This window comes from Lacisediminimonas profundi, from assembly GCF_008831265.1.
Taxonomy (GTDB): domain Bacteria; phylum Pseudomonadota; class Gammaproteobacteria; order Burkholderiales; family Burkholderiaceae_D; genus Lacisediminimonas; species Lacisediminimonas profundi.
Genome location: NZ_VTTH01000004.1, coordinates 245,823 through 261,718, shown reverse-complemented (window position 1 = coordinate 261,718; position 15,896 = coordinate 245,823). Strand labels below are relative to the sequence as shown.

Sequence of the window (15,896 nt, the reverse complement as noted above, 5' to 3'; positions counted from 1 at the left end):
CTCGCATGGGGTTCGACACCGACATTGGCAGTTACCTTGAATCGCTGCGCACGCAGCGCATGCTGTCCCCGCACACGCTCAGCAATTACGGCCGCGACCTCGGCAACCTCGCCCGCTTTGCGGCCGCCTCGGGGACCAGTCCGGACCCCGAGCAGGTAACGCATGTCCAGATCCGCAAATTAGCGGCACAACTGCATGCGCAAGGGCTATCGCCGCGCTCGATCGCCCGCCAGCTGTCAGCATGGCGCGGATTTTTCACCTGGCTCGCGGAGCAGGGACGGCCCCTGGAACGCAATCCGGTCGACGGCGTGAAAGCACCGCGGCGCGCAAAATCATTGCCCAAGGCCCTGTCCCCGGACGACGCCATCCGCCTGGTGGCCCATCCCATGCCGGGCCGCGACCCGGAAGCCGTTGAACAGCAGTGCAACCGCGCCATGTTCGAACTGCTGTATTCGAGCGGCCTGCGGGTGTCCGAGCTGGCCGGGCTCGACCTGCGTTATGTGCAGCAGGATGGCTACCGTTCGCTCGGCTGGCTGGACGACCAGCTGTCCGAAGTCACCGTGACCGGCAAGGGCAACAAGATGCGCACCGTGCCGGTCGGGACCCACGCGGCACAGGCGCTGGGCGCCTGGATGCAGGCGCGCCCGGCAGTTGCCGCGGCTGCGAGGCTTGCAACGCCGGAAGACCAGTGTGCACTGTTCCTGAACAGCCGCGGCCGGCGCATCACCCCGGCTGTGGTGCAAAAGCGGATCAAGGCGCATGCGCGCGCGCTCGGCATCCCGGCCAATGTCCATCCGCATGTGATGCGCCACTCATTCGCGTCGCATGTGCTGCAGTCCTCCGGCGACCTGCGTGCCGTCCAGGAAATGCTCGGCCATGCCTCGATCGCGTCGACACAGGTATATACTTCGCTCGACTTCCAGCGGCTGGCCCAGGTCTACGACGCCGCCCATCCCAGGGCAAAAAAGCGCAACAGCCAGGACTGAAGGGCCACGCAAGGCCGCCACGCCGCCTTCTTTACAAGACAATTTCCCCATGGCACTGATACCCGCAACCATCCTCACCGGCTTTCTTGGGGCCGGCAAGACCACCCTGCTGAACCGGATACTGCATGAGCCGCACGGCTTGCGCATCGCCGTCATCGAGAACGAATTCGGCCAGGAGAACATCGACAACGAAATCCTGGTCCAGGAAAGCGGCGAGCACATCGTCGAGATGAACAACGGCTGCATCTGCTGCACTGTGCGCGGCGACCTGATCCTGGCCCTGACCGACCTGGCCCGCAAGCGCAATGCAGGCGAACTGCAGTTCGACCGGGTGGTGATCGAGACCACCGGACTGGCCAATCCGGGACCGGTTGCGCAAACCTTTTTCGTGGACGAGGAAGTCGGCACCCATTACCTGCTCGATGCCATCGTCACCGTGGTCGACGCCCGGCATGGCATGCAGCAGCTCGACGAACACGAGGAAGCCCGCCGCCAGGCCGGGTTCGCCGACCGCCTGCTGCTGTCCAAGACCGATCTTGTGACCGACGAAGAAGTGGCGCAACTGCGGCGTCGGCTGCAGCGCATCAATCCGCGCGCCCCCATCATTGCGGCGGACTTCGGCCGGGTGCCGCTGGCCGAAGTGCTGGACCTGCGTGGCTTCAACCTGAACGACAAGCTGGAAATCGACCCGGCCTTCCTGCAGGAAGCGGGGCATGAGCATGACCACGAGCACGACCATGAACACGCGCATGGACACGCGCAGGACAGCGATTGCCACGGCTGCGACGACCCGTCGCACCACCACGCGCACCACCTGGATGACATCGCCGCCTTCGTGTTCAAGAGCAGCCGGCCCTTCGACAGCGCTCGCCTGGACGAATTCCTGGGCGGGCTTATACAGGTTTACGGGCCCCGCATGTTGCGCTATAAAGGCGTGTTGCTGATGGAGGGCGCTGACCGGAAGGTGATTTTCCAGGGCGTCCACCAGATCATGGGCACCGATATTGGCGCACCATGGACGGATGCCGACGAACGGGGGAGCAAGATGGTGTTCATCGGCAAGAACCTTCCGCGCGAGACGTTTATTACAGGCCTTGAACAATGTCTGGTATAAACTAGCGTCGATTTTTACCAGGGACAGACGCTGCACAGGCCGCTTGGCCAGGCAGGGTTTGACATAGCCGGGCAGTTCATCGGAGGTCGAATGAACGCAACCGTTACACGTGCCGCCAAGAAGCCCGCCGCAAAAAAAGCGGCGGCTACGACAAAAGCCCCTCCTGCCGGCAGCGACACCGCAGCAGCCAGGAAGGCAAGCGCAAAGGTCGGCGCCGGAAGCGGCGAACCCACCCTGGCAACGCCCTCCGAATCAGAAAAAACGGTTCGCCGCCCGGTTGCGGCGAATCCGGAAGTTCTTGTGAGCAGCAACAAAGCTTCTGCCAGTTCGGCAGATAGAATCCAGAAACCCGAAGTCTCGAGAGTAAGCGAAGTGGCAACGAAAACATCTAAATCGACACCCGCCCCGGCCAATGGCCAACTGCTGACGGAAGAGCAGCTTCTCCAGATGGGCGAGAAGGACTACATGAATGCGGCCCAGCTCGCCTTCTTCAAGGCGCGCCTGCAGCAACTGGAGCGCGACCTGCTGAAGAATGCCGGCGAAACCACCGAGCACCTGCGGGAAACCGTGCTCGTGCCCGACCCCGCCGACCGCGCCACTATTGAAGAAGAACATGCGCTCGAGCTGCGTACCCGCGACCGCGAGCGCAAGCTGCTGAAGAAAGTGCAGCAATCGATCGCGTCGATCGACAGCGGAGACTACGGATGGTGCGAGGAAACCGGCGAGCCGATCGGCATTCCCCGGCTGCTGGCGCGCCCCACCGCAACGCTGTCGCTGGAAGCACAACAGCGGCGCGAGCTGAAACAGAAGCTGTACGGCGACTGAGCTGCCTGCCACCTGAGGGCCGCGCCGCGGCCCATGGCGGCGCACGCGATGCACAAAATGCACATGCGATGCAATATCCCGCCGTAATGTGACATGAACCGATTCCGTTACTGGACCAGACAAAACCTGTTCGCCGGTGCCTTGGCACTGGCGCTTGTGTTCGTCCAGTCGCTGGGACTCCTGCACGGGGTATCCCACGCCGGCATCCAGCAGGGCGGCCCCAGCCTGTTGGCCGAGCGGGGAATATCAGGCGAGTCGAATCCCTTCGACTCGCGGCTGTTCGACGCCCGCCATTCCTGCTCATCCTTCGAGGCGGCGACGCTGGCGGCAGCACTGCATGTCACGCCTTTCGCCGCCCTGTTGCTGGCGAGCGCCAGCCTGCCAGTCCTCACCGCATTGCCGGTCTCCCGTGACGCGCCCACGCGCTGTCACTACCTGTCGCGCGGCCCTCCCTCCCTCTGGTTCTGAATCCATCCCCCGCCGACGGCGCTGCACGCGCCACGGCGGGCGTTCGCGATCGCGTCCGGGCTCATGCTTCCCGGCGCGATCTGATTCGACTATCGAGAGAATTCCATGAAATCAGTACGCAGAACCATGCTGGCCGTCCTGCTGGGCCAGGTCGCCACCCATGCGGCGCTGGCGCAGCAGGGCAGCGAAAACATGCCCGTGCTGCCGGAGGTGCAAGTCACCGGCCAGGCAACCGACTCCAACCGAACAGGACCAGCCTGGGAGCCGTCGCGCACCCTGATGGGCGACGAATTGCACAAGCGGATGAGCAGCTCGCTGGGCGAGACGCTCGGCCACGAAGCGGGAGTCTCCACATCCGGTTTCGGCGCGGCAGCAGCCCGTCCCGTCATACGCGGGCTGGATGGATCGCGAGTAAAAATTTTACAGAACGGCATGTCCGTGATGGATTTGTCCACGCTGTCACCAGACCATGCGGTCGGCCTGTCGCCGGCCACTGCGCGACAGGTGGAGGTCGTGCGCGGCCCGCGCGCGCTGCTGTACGGCTCCGGCCTCATCGGCGGTACGGTCAACGTGATCAACGACCGCATCCCGACTGAACTGCCGGGCCGTCCCGCCGGCGAAGCCGAACTCAGGCTGGGCTCGGTGGACCGCAGCACCAACGGCTCTTTTTCCGTCGACGGCTCGGCCGGCAAGATCGGACTGCATGCCGACGCCAGCGTGCTGAATGCGGGTGACTATCGCATTCCCGGCTACCGGATCCGCAACGATCCTGCGTCGGCCTACGGCCGGCTGCCGCAGTCGTACAGTCACCAGCAATCGCTCGGCCTGGGCGGCTCCTGGATCGGCGAATGGGGATATGCTGGAGCGTCCGTCTCCAGCCTCACCAACCGCTATGGCGTGCCGACCGCCGATGGCGCACGGATCGAGCTCGAACAGCAGCGCGTCGACATCGACACTTTGCTGCGCAATCCATCGCCCGCATTCGAAAGCCTGCGTATCCGCGTCGGCTACACCGACTACCGTCACAGCGAACTCAACGAAACCAACGTGCCGGAGACCAATTTCAGCAACAAGGCCTGGGAGTCCCGGATCGAGTGGCAGCACCGCCCGGTCAATGGCTGGCGCGGACGCTTCGGCTTCCAGACCGAAGACGGACGCTTCGCCGCGCGCAACGCCGGAACCGGCGCGCCGGATACCGTGCAGCCGACCCGTTCCACCTCGATCGCTGCATTCGCCACCGAAGAGCGCGACTTCGGACCGCTCAACCTGAGTGCCGGCCTGCGACTGGAATCTGTCCGGCGCCGCCCCGAAGCCCTGGCTGAAAGAACGTACCAGCTAGGATCCCTGTCCGCTGGCGCCCTGTGGACCCTGGCGCCGGGATACGGCGCCGGCGCCACATTCACGACCACCCAGCGCGCACCCGGCACCGAAGAGCTTTATTCGAGCGGACCGCACGACGCAACCTCGACCTTCGACATCGGACAAGCCGGCATGCGCAAGGAGACCTCGCGCGGCCTGGAGCTTGCCCTGCAAAAAACCAGCGGCGCGCTGCGCTGGAAGGCCAACCTGTTCCACACGCGGGTGGCCAACTTCATCCATGGCCGCCTGACCGGACGGCTGCTGGACGAAAATGGGGTCGTCGGCGGCACACTGAGCGAGAGGATATTCAGCCAGGCCGATGCCAGCCTTCATGGCGCGGAACTGGAAGCCAGTTATAACGCCAACGGGCCGGGACTGTCCCTGCGCGGATTTGCCGACACATCGCGCGGCAGCTTCGACAACGCCGGCAGCCTTCCCCTGCAGCCGGCTACCCGCCTCGGCCTGGAAGCCGGTTACCGGCAGGGGCCTTGGCAGGGCGGGATGTCGGTCCTGCGCGCCCTGTCGCAGCATCGCATTGCGGCGTTCGAGTCGACCGCCACGCCGGGCTACACTAGGGTGGACGCCAGCATGGCATTCACCCAACGCGCCGGCAACCAGCAGTGGACCGCATTCCTGATGGCCCGTAACCTGCTGAACCAGGACATCCGCCTGGCCACGTCCCTGCTCAAGGACGTGGCGCCGCAACCGGGCCGGAGCCTGATCATCGGCTTACGCACACGTTTCTGACCCATTGCCGCCCAAAACGTCGAAAATCGTCAGGTAATAGCGACACATGCAGGAATCGTGGTGGCCGCAAGGCTTCACCTGTCTTGGCCTGCACCCGCGGGAGGCTATAATCTCCCTGCTGGGAATCCAGTTTTTCACTGACAGGTAAAGCGTGGCCCTATTCGGTCTTTTCGGGAAAAAAAACAGCAAACCGGCGCCGGCGGAGAAAGCGCTCGCTTCGGACAAGACCGCTCCACGTCCAAATGCCGTGGCGCCTGCTCCCCGGCCAGAGCCCGCTGCCCCTCAACGCGTGCCGCGGCGGGACCCGTCGTTAAGCAACGCAACGGCAAAAAAGATCGACGCCATCGAATCCGAGATGTCGTCCGAATTTTCGGCGACGCGCCCGCTTGGCGGCCTGACTCGTCCGGGCCCGTTGCCGGCCGTGCAGCCGGCGACGGGCAAGCCACTGCCGTCCGGCGCCAACACCCTTCCGCAGCGCGTGTTCGAATCGACCCTGCCCAGTATCGGGATGAGCACGGAATTCCTGCTCGGCCCGCAGGGACGGAACACCGACATCGAGATCGTCGGATCCGAGGCAGCGCAGGTGATCGAGGAAGCCGCCATCCTTTACGCCAGCCAACAGAGCACGATGTCGGAACAGGTACTGCGCGCGGCGATCGATGACGACCTGCTGGGTGACAGCACCGCCAAGGCCTGGCTGATGCTGTTCGACCTGTATCAGTTCACTGGCCGCCAGGCAGACTTCGACGCCCTGTCGATCGCCTACGCCAGCAAATTCGAAACCTCCTCGCCTTCTTGGCGCAGCGACGATGAGCAGGCGGCAATGCCCGGCAAACCGGGCGCGGCCAGCGGCGCCGTTCCCTCGGTCGCCTTCGTCGGCAAACTCGATGGCAACATCATCCGGCTGCTGGAGCGGGTGCAGAAACTGGCCGAGACCAGCCCGACGCTCCGGCTGGAGTTCACGCGCGTTGCCGAAGTCGATCCGATCGGCTGCGGCCTGCTGCTGCGCATACTGAAGAAGCTGCTGGCGACCGGGCACGACCTGGTGCTGGTGGGCGCCCCGGAACTGGCGGCAAAAATCCGCGCCATCCTGCAAGTCGGCCGCAGGGATGAAACCGAGGCGCCGTGGCTGCTGCTGCTTGAAATCCTGCGGCTGCTGAATGCCGAGAGCGAGTTCGAGGAAGCCAGCATCGACTACTGCGTCACATTCGAGGTCTCGCCGCCCGCGTTCGAGGCGCCGAAAAACAATGTGACGACGGCCGAGGCCGGGGCTGGAAATGCGGCCGCACAGGCCTATGAAATGCCGGCGCTGGTCGAAGGGAAGTCCGAACAGTTGATAGCCGCATTGACTGCATTCGCCAACAGTCATGATCCGGCGCAACTCAACTGCGCCCGGCTGCGGCGTATCGACTTCAATGCAGCAGGCCAGTTGCTATCCAGCCTGGCGCCCGTCGCGGCCGAAGGCAGGGTGCTCGAGTTCCTGGAAGTAAACCATCTGGTTGCGGCGCTGTTTGACGTGATCGGATTGAAGGATATTGCGCGGATAGTGGTGCGCAAAGGCTGAGGCCGCTCCTCCACATTTTCACTGTTTCAATCAACAAGCCGGGCCTGCGCTTCCGGCTTGCATTCCCCAGCCCCACCCCCATCTCATCCCCTGCGCTTGTACGCGCACAAAGCGGTGCTATCCTGACAAGACAGTCACCGCCGCCATTCAAGATTCAAAAGGATTTTCATGGAACAATTTCACGGCACCACGATCCTGTCAGTACGCCGCGGCAACGTCGTCGCACTGGGCGGTGACGGACAAGTCACGCTGGGCAATACAGTGATGAAGGGAACCGCGCGCAAGGTGCGCAAGCTGTACCAGGGCAAGGTGCTGGCCGGATTTGCCGGCGGTACGGCGGACGCTTTCACGCTGATCGAGCGCTTCGAAGCCAAGCTGGAGAAGCACCAGGGCAACCTGATGCGCGCCTCGGTCGAGTTGGCCAAGGACTGGCGCACCGACCGCATGCTGCGTCGGCTGGAAGCGATGCTGCTGGTGGCGGACCGGGATGCGACACTGGTCATTACCGGCAATGGCGATGTGCTGGAGCCGGAAGACGGCATTGGCGCCATCGGCTCGGGCGGCACCTATGCCCAGGCCGCCGCCAAGGCGCTGCAGGAAAACACCGACCTGCCGCCGGTGGACATTGTCAGGAAATCGCTGACAATCGCCGGCGAACTGTGCATTTACACGAATTTGTCGCAAACCATCGAAACGCTGGACTAGGATCGACCAATGAACATGACTCCCCAGGAGATCGTCTCCGAACTCGACAAGCATGTCGTCGGCCAGGCGCGCGCCAAGCGGGCAGTGGCCATTGCGCTGCGCAACCGCTGGCGCCGGCAGCAGGTGCAGGATCCGCTGCGCCACGAGATCACGCCCAAGAACATTCTGATGATCGGCCCCACCGGCGTCGGCAAGACCGAGATCGCGCGCCGCCTGGCAAAGCTGGCCGATGCGCCTTTCATCAAGATCGAGGCAACCAAGTTCACTGAAGTCGGCTACGTGGGCCGCGACGTCGATACCATCGTGCGCGACCTGGTCGACATTGGCATCAAGCAGACGCGCGAGCAGGAAGTGCAAAAGGTCCGCGCGCGCGCCCACGATGCGGCGGAAGACCGCATCCTCGACATCCTGCTGCCGCCGGCGCGCGACTTTGGCTTCGGCAGCAATGGCGCGCCCGAAAAAGAAGACAACGCGACGCGGCAGACTTTCCGCAAGCGACTGCGCGAAGGCGCACTCGACGACAAGGAAATCGAGATCGAGGTCGCCGATGCATCGCCGCAGATGGAAATCATGGCGCCGCCCGGCATGGAGGAAATGACCGAGCAGATCAAGTCGATGTTTTCCGGCATGGGCGCCGCGCGCAAGAAGCCGCGCAAGATGAAGATCCCCGAGGCGATGAAAGTCCTGGTCGAGGAAGAAGCCGCGCGCATGGTCAACGAGGATGAACTCAAACGGCTGGCGATCCACAACGTCGAGCAGAACGGCATCGTGTTCCTCGACGAAATCGACAAGATCACGAACCGCTCGGAAGTGGGCGGCGCCGATGTGTCGCGCGCCGGCGTGCAGCGCGACCTGTTGCCGCTGGTCGAGGGCACGACGGTCAACACCAAATACGGCATGGTTCGCACCGACCATATCCTGTTCATTGCGTCAGGCGCATTTCACCTGTCCAGGCCATCCGACCTGATTCCGGAATTGCAGGGCCGGTTCCCGATCCGCGTCGAACTGGACACGCTCTCGATCGCCGACTTCGAGCGCATCCTGACCAGCACCGACGCCTGCCTGACGACACAGTACGAAGCGCTGCTGGCGACCGAGAACGTGAAGCTCTCCTATCAGCCGGACGGCATTCGCCGGCTGGCGGAAATCGCCTGCTCAGTGAACGAAAAAACCGAAAACATCGGCGCGCGACGTCTCTACACGGTGATGGAAAAGCTGCTGGAAGAGATCTCGTACGAAGCGAGCACGCTTTCGGGCACGGAGGTCGCGATCGACGCGGCCTATGTCGACAGCAAGCTGGGTTCGCTGGCTATCGACGACGACCTGTCGCGTTACGTGCTCTGACACCGACGGAGGCAAGATGTCCGGGAAATCGCGCACGCGGCACAAGAAGCAACTGATCGCCAACGGCAAGGGCCTGGCCCTGCCGCCACGCAATCCGGTGGCGGTGGCGGCACGGCAGCGGAGTGCCGGTGCGCACAGGAAAAGCCCATCCGCCATTCGCCAGCAGCATGCACGCAAGCTGGCGAAGATGGTGCGCGAGGGGGACTGAGGGGATCGCTACGGTCGCTAAATTCCCTTCTTGGGATGGTCGCTGTCCATAACGATGGTTTTGCGGTTTTGCGGCACGCTGGCTTGCGGTTCGTTCGAACCGCAAGCCAACGAGCCCAAAATCCGCAAAACCCCAACTGTGGGCAGCGATCAACCTAACGTGAAGGCACCGGCTGCGGCACGCCCGGCTGGACTGCGGCCGGCGGCATCGGCGTAGTGCCGGCCGGCGGGGGACTGCCCGGGGACGGCGGGCTGTTGACCACGACCGGCTGCTGCGCGGGCGCCATGGCGCCGGGAGTGGCCGGCAACCCCGCTGCGCCAGCGCCTGGCTCGGTAGCTGGCATCGGCGGCATGGCCCTCGCAGGCGGCACGGCGGTTTTGGTTGGCGGCTCGATCCGGCCACCAACGCCCTTCAGGTCTTCGGGCAACTCGATGCGGCGCGGCGCGCCATTCTCCGACAACACAACATAACCTGGATGAACTTCCTTCACCGTGACGCCGGGCGCAATTTCCTTGCTGGCGCGGAACGCCTCGGCCGGCTTGCCGTCGGCCGACACGATGACGACGCTCTCCTCCAGGCTGGTAGCCAGGATCAATCCCTTAAGCTGGTAATTGCTGGCCGTGGCGGCCACCCCGCCGCGCCCGCCGAACAACGCGGCCGCGGCCTCGATCTTCGGCGCGGCAGCCTGGCTGGGAGGCGGTGCAGCAACCGGGCGCGAAGGCGGCTTGAACAGCTGCATTGCCCACCACGCGACCGATGCGCACAGGGCCGCAAACAGCACAAAGCTGAGAATATAAGGCCAGCGCTTCATCGCGAACTTTGCCATCAGCGTACCAGTTGGTTGATTTCAATAATCGGCATCAGGACGGCGAGCACGATCAGCAGCACCACCACGCCCATTACCAGGATCAGCATCGGCTCGAGCAGGCCGGCAATTGTCATCGCGCGCCGCTCCAGGTCCTGTTCCTGCGCGGCGGACGCGCGCTCCAGCATGGCCGGCAGTTCGCCGGTGACTTCGCCGGCCCGGATCATGTGTATCAGCATCGGCGGAAAATGCTTGTGCGCCGAGAGCGCGCGCGCCAGGCCCACGCCTTCGCGCACGCTGTTGGTGGCGTCTTCGACCTGCTCCCGCATCGCGACGTTATTGAGCGTGTCGCGGCTGGTCTGCAAGGCCTGCAATATCGGCACGCCCGAGCCGGTGGTGATCGCCAGCGTGCTGGCAAAGCGGGCCGTGTTCAGGCTGCGTTCGAACTTGCCATACATGGGCGCGGTCAGCAGCCAGCGATGCCATCGCATCTTGAGCTCGGGCTTGCGCATCGCTGCCCGCCACAGCAAGGCGAATGCAACCAGCAGCAGCAACATCAGCCATCCGTAGTTGCGCACGAAATCGGAAATCGCCAGCATCACCACGGTCAGGAACGGCAATTGTTGCTTGGTGCTGGCAAACACGGACACGATCTGCGGCACCACATAGGCCAGTAGGAAAATCACGATCGCAAAAGCGACGACCGTGACGATCGCGGGGTAGGTGAATGCCAGCCGCACCTTCGCCACCAGCGCATTGCGCCGCTCGATGTAGTCGGCCAGCCGCGTCAGCACGCGCGCCAGTTGGCCGATCTGCTCGCCGGACGCCACCAGCGCGCGGTAGATGTCGGCGAAGTCGCGCGGGTGCTGCGAAAGGGCTTCGGACAAGGAGGATCCGCCCATTACCTGGGAGCGGATCGAGGCCACCAGGTCGCGCACATAGGGACGCTCGGCCTGTTCCAGCAAGGCCGAAAACGCCTGCTCCAGCGGCAGGCTGGCTTCCAGCAGGCTGGCCAGCTGGCGGGTGAACAAGGAAAGCTCGTTGGTCGACAGCTTGTCGCCAAAACCGCGGGCGCGCACCTTGCCCGCTTCGTCGACCTGGCCGCTGATGGCGTCCACTGTCACCGGCAGCAGCCCCTGCCCGCGCAGATCGGTGCGCGCGGCACGGGCACTGTCGGCATTGACCACGCCTTTCCTGGTAGCACCGGCGGCGTCGATCGCTTCGTATCGGAATGCTGGCACGTCCTTATTCCTTGGTGACCCGCAACAGCTCGGCCTCGGTGGTGGTGCCGTCCGCCAGCCAGCGTTCGCCATCCTCGCGCATGGTGCGCATGCCGTCGCGCTGGGCCGCTGCACGAATCTCGGCTTCCGACGCACGATCGTGGATCTGGGCACGGATCTGGTCGGTGGTCAGCAACAGCTCGTAGACGCCGACCCGGCCCTGGTAGCCGGTCTGGCCGCATTTGTCGCAGCCGACCGCGTGCCACATCCGGCCGTCATGCCGCCGGCATGAGGTACACAGCTTGCGCACCAGCCGCTGCGCCACCACGCCGAGCAGGGACGACGACAGCAGGAATGGTTCGATGCCCATGTCGAGCAGGCGGGTGACGGCGGCGGCCGAATCGTTGGTATGCAGCGTCGCCAGCACCAGATGGCCGGTGAGGGACGCCTGCACCGCGATCTGCGCGGTTTCCAGATCGCGAATCTCGCCGATCATGATCACGTCCGGGTCCTGGCGCAGGATCGCGCGCAAGGCCTTGGCAAAAGTCATGTCGATGCGGGCGTTGACCTGTGTCTGGCCGATGCCGGCCAGCTCGTACTCGATCGGATCTTCCACGGTCAGGATGTTGGTCGTGCTGGAGTTCAGGCGCGACATCGCCGCATACAGGGTGGTGGTCTTGCCCGAGCCGGTCGGCCCGGTGACCAGCACGATGCCGTGCGGCTGCGCAATCAGGTGGTCGAATTGCGCCAGCCCCTCAGATGACATGCCCAGGTGCTGCAGGTCCAGCTTGCCGGCTTCCTTGTCGAGCAGGCGCAGCACCGCGCGCTCGCCGTGTCCGGTCGGCAGCGTCGAGACGCGCACGTCGACCGACTTGCCGCCGACCCGCAACGCGATGCGGCCATCCTGTGGCAGGCGCTTCTCGGCGATGTCCATCTGGGCCATGATCTTGATGCGCGAAATCAGCGAGGCGTGGATCGCCTTCTTCGGACGGACGATGTCGCGCAGCGTGCCGTCGATGCGAAAACGCACCACGGAAATCTGCTCGAAGGGCTCGATATGGATATCCGATGCGCCCTCGCGCAGGGCCTGCGTCAGCAGTGCATTGATCATGCGGATCACCGGCGCATCGTCCGCGGATTCGAGCAGGTCCTCGACCGCCGGCATGTCGAGCATCAGCTTGGCCAGGTCGAGGTCGGATTCATATTCGTCGATCACCTGCGCCGCATCGCCCCCGGAGGAGGCATAGGCGCGCGCGATTGCGGCATCGACTTCCTCGCGCGAGACGGAGCGCAACCGGATCCGGCCGAAGCGGCGGCTGACTTCGGCGATCGCATGCGGCGGCGTCGCATCCGACACCAGAACGTCGACCACGCTCTTGCCATGGACGCGATGCGCCAGTACCGCATGGTCACGCGCCCAGGAATAGGGCAACAATCGCTCGTCGGAAAGAACAGTGCTCATGAATCCGTGGCTTCCTTCATTTCAATTCATTTCATTTCTTCAGGTTGCGCAGGTCCAGCGCCGGGTCAGAGGGCGCCGGCGCCGGGCCGGTGACGGCAGGGGCCGATTGCGGCGGCAACGCCACTGCGGGTTCGGGCGGGACGCTCATCAATCCGCTTCCTTCGATACGACCGTCTTCCATCGGCGGAAGTTGCGGCGCGCCGAGGTCAGGCAGGATCCAGGAAGGCTGCGGCTGGGCGTTGTACTGGGCGTTGCGGATGTAGCTGTAGCGGTCGCCTGCAACATTCACGCTTTGCTCATTGGAACGCACCACGATCGGCCGCAGGAACACCATCAGGTTGGTCTTGACCCGGCTGCGACGCTGGTATTTGAAGAAGTTGCCGAGCACCGGCACGTCGCCCAGCCCGGGCACCTTCTCGACCCCGCCCTGGGTGTTGTCGTCGATCAGTCCGCCCAGCACGATGATCTGGCCGTCATCGACCAGCACATTGGTGTCGATGGAACGCTTGCTGGTGATCAGTCCGGCGGAATTGCTGGTGTCCTGGATGGCCGAGGTTTCCTGGTAAATCGCCATCCTTACCGTGCCGCCCTCGGAGATTTGCGGACGCACCCGCAGCGACAGGCCGATATCGCGCCGCTCCACCGTCTGGAACGGATTGACGCCGGCGCCGCCGCCGGATGCTGCGGTGGTGTACTGGCCGGTGATGAATGGCACGTTCTGGCCGACGATGATGCGCGCCTCCTCGTTGTCCAGTGTCACCAGGTTGGGCATGGACAGGATGTTGGCGTCGGCATCCGACTCCAGCGCACGAGCGATCGCGCCCAGCGTCAGTTCGCCGGCGATCTGGCGGAAGATGCCGATGCTCATGCCGTTGCCCGGCGCTACCGGGTTGCCAGTGGTCGCGCGCGCCACCGCCTGGTTGATCATGTTGTTGCCGGCGCTGGAAAAGCCGGTGATCGAGCCGACCCGATAACGGCTGTTGGCATCGCCCGACAGGCCGGCCCACTGGATCCCGAACTCGGCGGCCCGATTGGACGACACTTCGACAATCAGCGACTCGACATAGACCTGGGCGCGCCGCGCGTCGAGCTTGTCGATGACGGCTCGCAAGTTGCGGTAGATCGCTTCATTGGCGGTGATGATCAGGGTGTTGGTAGCAGCATCGGCCTGAATGAAACCGCCGGCCCCGCCGGTTGGCAGCGGCCCTTGCTGCGAAGCAGGCGAGGACGGCGGCGCACCGAGGCCGGCGGTCGTGGCTTGGCCGGTAGCCGACGGTGTCGTCGTGCTCGCTGCGGGTGTCGTTGCAGTGGTTCCGGGTGCGCCGGTGCTGGCGGCGGTGAGGGAACTGTCGGAAGCAACTACGGCGCGCAGCGTCTGCGCCAGCCGCGTCGCCTCGGCATTGCGCAAGTGGACCACATGCACGTTGCCGGTCGCTACAGTAGGCGTGTCGAGCTTGGCTATCAAGGACTTGGCGAGATTTGCCCTGGCGGCGGATGGCGCGCGGATGATCACGGAGTTGGTGCGCGAGTCTGCCATCACGCCAATCCGGCCCGCTTCGCCGCCCGGCCCGGCCGGTCCCGGTTCCAGCAGGCGGTTCAGCGTGACCGCCATGTCGGTGGCGATCGCATGCTTGATCGGCACCACGTCGAGGTCGCTGGTCGCCGGGTTGTCCAGCGCGGCGACGATGCGGCCGATGCGGCGCAGGTTGTCCGCGTAGTCGGTCACCACCAGGCTGTTGGTGCCGGCGTTGGCATTGATCGTATTGTTGGGCGAGATCAGCGGCCGCAGCACCGGCACCAGATTGACCGCGTTTTCATAGTTGAGCCGGAATACCTGGGTAGCGATCTGGTCGCCGCGCACGGTGCTGGCTTGCATCGGCCCGCCCTGCAGCTTGGCGTCTGCCTCCGGCACCACCTTGTAGACGCCGTCCGCATTCACCACGGCATAGCCCTGCAGTCGCAATGTCTGCGTCAGCATCTGGAAAGCCTGGGCCTTGCTGACCGGCTTCTCGGCGACCAGGTTGATGGTGCCTTTCACCCGCGGATCGACGATGAAGGTGAGCTTGGTGTAATGCCCGACCGCCTTCACCACCGACTCGATGTCGGCGCCCACGAAATTGAGCGTCGCCTGATTGGCCCCAGGCTGTTGCTGCGCGTGGACTACCGGCACCTGCGCCGCGACAAAGGAGGCCAGCATGGCATTCACCAGCGTGCGGACGCCGAAGCGCCGCAGCGCCAGGGGGGAGGGCAAGTATGGATAGTTTTTTTTCATTTGAACTCGAGTGCGATGTATTGCTTGCCGCCTTCAGAGCGGCGCTGCCCCAGCAGATTCAACAGATTTCCCAGCTTTTCCTCTTCACCCGGCGCAGCCTCGGCCCGACCGGAAAATTGCAGCCGTCCCCGGGCCAGCCGGCCGCTGCCGTTCAACACCAACGATCCGCTGCGCGTCGACAAGCGCAAATCCGCCTGCTCGCCATTCCATTGCGCAGCCAGCGTGTAGGCGCCGAGCGGGCGGATTGGCGACAGGCGCGACGAAATCTCGTCCATATCCAGCTTCATCGGTCCGGATACCTGCAGGTTGTTTCCCTGAAGGGACAGCTGTAGCGGACTCCAGGACAGGGTCATGCGGCCCGACGGCTGCAGGGTGTTCAAGGGCGCGCCCAGCGCAGCGAGCCTCTCTGCCGGCATCGCTATCGCTGCCGGGCTGAGTTGCCAGCGATACCAGCTGCCGGTCAGCGTCACGTCCTGCGACAGCGCAGCCGGATTGCTCAATTGCAGATGCACCCGGCCCAGCAGCAGCGCCGGCGACAGCGTCCATGCAAATCGTCCGGGCAGGAGCGGCGTCACCGGCTCCGAACGGCCGGGCGCAGCACCGACGAAAGCCGAGCCTTGCCACAGGCTGCCCTGCGGATCGCCGAGCGCCAGGCGGCCCCCAGTCTGCCGTTCCACCAGCGGCGACATCCAGGACGCGGGCAGTGCCACGAGAGCAGTCGCCGCGACTGCGATCATCGCGGTCAATATCCAGATCAATACCCGCAGCACTGGACATACCCTCCCCCGGCAAGCAAACCTGGATTCGCAACGGAAAA

At 64.5% G+C, this 15,896-nt stretch carries 14 protein-coding genes; 9 read left to right on the top strand and 5 right to left on the bottom strand.

The window, feature by feature from the left end; genetic code table 11:
• Positions 1-5: 5 nt before the first annotated feature.
• The 9 genes from FVE66_RS13565 (at position 6) to FVE66_RS13525 (ending at position 9,320) form a co-directional block, all read left to right on the top strand.
• Positions 6-986, top strand: a complete 981-nt coding sequence (locus FVE66_RS13565; RefSeq protein WP_151447984.1) for a tyrosine recombinase XerC — start codon at positions 6-8, stop codon at positions 984-986.
• Between the two features lie 49 nt (positions 987-1,035).
• On the top strand, positions 1,036-2,100 hold the full coding sequence (locus FVE66_RS13560) for a CobW family GTP-binding protein (RefSeq protein WP_151447983.1): 1,065 nt from the start codon (positions 1,036-1,038) through the stop codon (positions 2,098-2,100).
• Positions 2,101-2,472: 372 nt separating this feature from the next.
• Positions 2,473-2,925: an RNA polymerase-binding protein DksA gene (gene dksA, locus FVE66_RS20685; RefSeq protein ID WP_151448163.1), complete on the top strand. Its 453-nt coding sequence runs from the start codon at positions 2,473-2,475 to the stop codon at positions 2,923-2,925.
• Between the two features lie 93 nt (positions 2,926-3,018).
• Positions 3,019-3,393: a hypothetical protein gene (locus FVE66_RS13550; protein ID WP_151447982.1), complete on the top strand. Its 375-nt coding sequence runs from the start codon at positions 3,019-3,021 to the stop codon at positions 3,391-3,393.
• Between the two features lie 105 nt (positions 3,394-3,498).
• Positions 3,499-5,499, top strand: a complete 2,001-nt coding sequence (locus FVE66_RS13545) for a TonB-dependent receptor (protein WP_151447981.1) — start codon at positions 3,499-3,501, stop codon at positions 5,497-5,499.
• Between the two features lie 355 nt (positions 5,500-5,854).
• The gene (locus tag FVE66_RS13540; RefSeq protein WP_241673211.1) at positions 5,855-7,063 is read left to right on the top strand and encodes an STAS domain-containing protein; all 1,209 of its coding nucleotides are present in this window, start codon (positions 5,855-5,857) and stop codon (positions 7,061-7,063) included.
• Between the two features lie 168 nt (positions 7,064-7,231).
• Positions 7,232-7,768 (top strand): ATP-dependent protease subunit HslV, encoded by a 537-nt coding sequence (gene hslV / locus FVE66_RS13535; RefSeq protein ID WP_151447979.1) that lies wholly within the window; start codon positions 7,232-7,234, stop codon positions 7,766-7,768.
• Positions 7,769-7,777: 9 nt separating this feature from the next.
• Positions 7,778-9,112: an ATP-dependent protease ATPase subunit HslU gene (gene hslU / locus FVE66_RS13530; protein ID WP_151447978.1), complete on the top strand. Its 1,335-nt coding sequence runs from the start codon at positions 7,778-7,780 to the stop codon at positions 9,110-9,112.
• Positions 9,113-9,128: 16 nt separating this feature from the next.
• On the top strand, positions 9,129-9,320 hold the full coding sequence (locus tag FVE66_RS13525) for a hypothetical protein (RefSeq protein WP_151447977.1): 192 nt from the start codon (positions 9,129-9,131) through the stop codon (positions 9,318-9,320).
• A gap of 154 nt (positions 9,321-9,474) precedes the next feature.
• On the opposite strand, the gene FVE66_RS13520 is transcribed toward FVE66_RS13525, so the two are convergent.
• Genes FVE66_RS13520 through gspN form a run of 5 tightly spaced genes read right to left on the bottom strand, consistent with a single transcriptional unit; the run spans position 9,475 to position 15,849 of the window.
• Positions 9,475-10,146, bottom strand: coding sequence for a type II secretion system protein N (locus FVE66_RS13520; protein ID WP_151447976.1), 672 nt, complete (start codon positions 10,144-10,146; stop codon positions 9,475-9,477).
• The gene (gspF, locus tag FVE66_RS13515) at positions 10,146-11,366 is read right to left on the bottom strand and encodes a type II secretion system inner membrane protein GspF (protein WP_151447975.1); all 1,221 of its coding nucleotides are present in this window, start codon (positions 11,364-11,366) and stop codon (positions 10,146-10,148) included. Before gspF ends, FVE66_RS13520 begins: the two co-directional genes overlap by 1 nt.
• Positions 11,367-11,370: 4 nt before the next feature.
• Positions 11,371-12,807 (bottom strand): type II secretion system ATPase GspE, encoded by a 1,437-nt coding sequence (gene gspE / locus FVE66_RS13510; RefSeq protein WP_151447974.1) that lies wholly within the window; start codon positions 12,805-12,807, stop codon positions 11,371-11,373.
• Positions 12,808-12,838: 31 nt separating this feature from the next.
• Complete coding sequence (gene gspD, locus FVE66_RS13505; RefSeq protein ID WP_151447973.1) at positions 12,839-15,079, bottom strand: type II secretion system secretin GspD; 2,241 nt, start codon at positions 15,077-15,079, stop codon at positions 12,839-12,841.
• Positions 15,076-15,849: a type II secretion system protein N gene (gene gspN, locus FVE66_RS13500; RefSeq protein WP_151447972.1), complete on the bottom strand. Its 774-nt coding sequence runs from the start codon at positions 15,847-15,849 to the stop codon at positions 15,076-15,078. Before gspN ends, gspD begins: the two co-directional genes overlap by 4 nt.
• Positions 15,850-15,896 lie beyond the last annotated feature (47 nt).